Raw genomic sequence first — 2,466 nt, forward strand, 5'->3', positions numbered from 1 at the left:
CGGGTCGGCACCCGCGAGCGGGCGGAACGACCCGGTGCCGGTCGACTGGAACTGCGTCGAGTCGTAGTCGCCCATCGTCCCCGCTCCGGCGCGATGCATCGCCGAGGCCACCGCATCGGCCTCGACGTCGGGCACGAACACGATCCACTTGTCGGTGGGGTCTGCCGGATCGGCCTCCAGGGGGCGTACGTCGGACAGTCCGAGCGCGAGCGCCATCGACTCCGAAACCCCGCGCGGGGGGCTGTCGGCGTTGGTGTGGCAGGTGTGCAGAGCGATGCCGTTGCTGATCAGCGTGTGCACGACGCGACCCTTGGGCGATGTCGCCGCGACGCTGGTGACGCCCTTGAGCCACAGCGGGTGATGGGTGACCACGAGATCGGCACCCCAGGCCACCGCCTCGTCGACGACAGCCTGGACCGGGTCGACGGCGAACAACACCTTGGTGACCTCGGCGTCCGGGTCGCCGGCGACCGTGCCGACCGCGTCCCAGCTGTCAGCCCACCGCGGGTCGTACAGGCCGTCGAGGACGCCGACGACGTCACGCAGTGTGGGCATGCCGTCACTGTAGTGAACCCGCAACGTCATCCCGCACGAACCACATGAGCCGCGCGGGATGCCGTGAGGTCAGGCGACGACGGCCAGGGCCAGCGGGAGGACCGAGCCCGCACCGTGGCGGCGCAGCTCGCGAGCCGCGACCGTCATGGTCCAGCGGCTGTCGACCCGGTCGTCGATCAGCAGCACCGGCTTGTCGCCCAGTCCGGCAAGGCCCCCCGCGAGCTCGTCTCCGACGCCGAACGTGCCCCACACGTCGGCGAGCCGGTAGGCGCTGTTGCCTCCAGGACCGCCGCGGGAGCCCTCGCCCAGCAGCTCCATCGCGCCAAGGTCGTCGAGCCGGCCGATCCGGGCGATGCCCCGCGCCAGCGAGTCGACGAGCTGAGGTCGGGACCGCGAGGGAATGCTCACGACGGCGGCGGGCCGCTGGGCCCAGTCCCAGTCCTTGAGCACGCGCACGCAGGCACCCAGCAGCTCGTCGGTGACCGGCGCATCGGCGACTCCGGGAGCGAACAGCTCACGCAGAGCTCCACCCCAGCCGAGGTCGGTGAGACGCGCCACGGCACGGCCCGGCTCGTAGCGCTCGTCCTCGGCGATCTTGCCCTTGGCCTCGACGCCCAGGCGGGTGGCGCCGGTCGGCCACTGCGCGCGTGGCTCGATCTCGACGCCGACCTTGTCGAGCGTGCTGGAGGCGACCTGGGCGGCCTCGTCGGCAACGTCGGTCGGGAACCACGGCTCGGCGCAGTTGTCGCAGCGCCCGCACGGGGCCGCGGTCGGATCGTCGAGGTCGCGCTGCAGGATCTCCATGCGGCAGGTCGAGGCATGCTCGTAGTCGAGCATCGACCTCTGCTCGGCGGCGCGTGCCTCGGCGATGCGCTCGTAGCGCTCGCGGTCGTACGTCCACGGCTGTCCGGTCGCGATCCAGCCACCCTGGACACGACGCACGGCGCCGTCGACGTCGAGCACCTTGAGCAGCAGCTCCAGCGGCGTACGCCTGATGTTGACGAGGGCCTCGAGCGCGGGGGTCGACAGCGGCTTGTCGCTGAGCTCGCCGATCACGGCGGCGGCGCGCTCCTGGCTGGGCATCGACGAGGTCGCGAAGTAGTGCCAGATCTCGGCGTCCTCACGCCCGGGGAGCAGCAGGACGTCGGCGTTGTCGGTGGCGCGGCCCGCGCGGCCGACCTGCTGATAGTAGGCAACCGGCGACGACGGCGCGCCCAGGTGGATGACGAAGCCGAGGTCGGGCTTGTCGAAGCCCATGCCCAGCGCGCTGGTCGCGACCAAGGCCTTGAGCTCGTTGTCCTTGAGCTGCCGCTCGAGCTCCTCGCGCTGCTCCGGATCGGTGCGTCCGGTGTAGGCCCGCACGGCGTGCCCGCCCTCGCGCAGCAGCCGCGCGGTGTCCTCGGCGGCCGAGACGGTCAGGGTGTAGATGATGCCGCTGCCCGGGAGCTCCGCGAGGTGGCTGAGCAGCCAGCCGAGGCGGTCGCGGGAGCCGGTCAGCTCGAGCACGCCGAGCCGCAAGGACGTACGCGCGAGGGATCCGCGGATCGTCGTCACCTGGTCGGCCGAGCCGAGCTGCTCGGCGACGTCGGTCACGACGCGGGCGTTGGCAGTCGCGGTCGTCGCGAGCACCGGGAGGTCGTCCGGCAGCCGGCCGATCAGCTCGGCGAGCCGGCGATAGTCGGGGCGGAAGTCGTGGCCCCAGTCGGAGATGCAGTGGGCCTCGTCGACCACGAGCATGCCCATGCGGTCGATCAGCGCCGGGAGCTGCTCGTCGCGGAACCGCGGGTTGTTGAGCCGTTCGGGTGAGACCAGCAGGATGTCGACCTCGTCCGCCGCGAGCTTGGCCTGGGTGTCCTCCCACTCATGCGGGTTGGCGGAGTTGATCGCCACCGCGCGTACGCCAGCGCGTGC

Annotated in this window: 2 protein-coding genes; both read right to left on the reverse strand. The window is 71.8% G+C overall.

The window, feature by feature from the left end; all coding sequences use genetic code 11:
- Window positions 1-555, reverse strand: a 555-nt coding sequence (locus V6M46_RS18695) for a Nif3-like dinuclear metal center hexameric protein (protein ID WP_332667889.1), incomplete at its 3' end; no start/stop codon positions are given.
- Window positions 556-624: 69 nt separating this feature from the next.
- On the reverse strand, window positions 625-2,466 hold a 1,842-nt coding region (locus V6M46_RS18700), incomplete at its 5' end, for a RecQ family ATP-dependent DNA helicase (RefSeq protein ID WP_332667891.1).

The organism is Aeromicrobium sp. (assembly GCF_036676885.1).
Taxonomy (GTDB): Bacteria; Actinomycetota; Actinomycetes; order Propionibacteriales; family Nocardioidaceae; genus Aeromicrobium.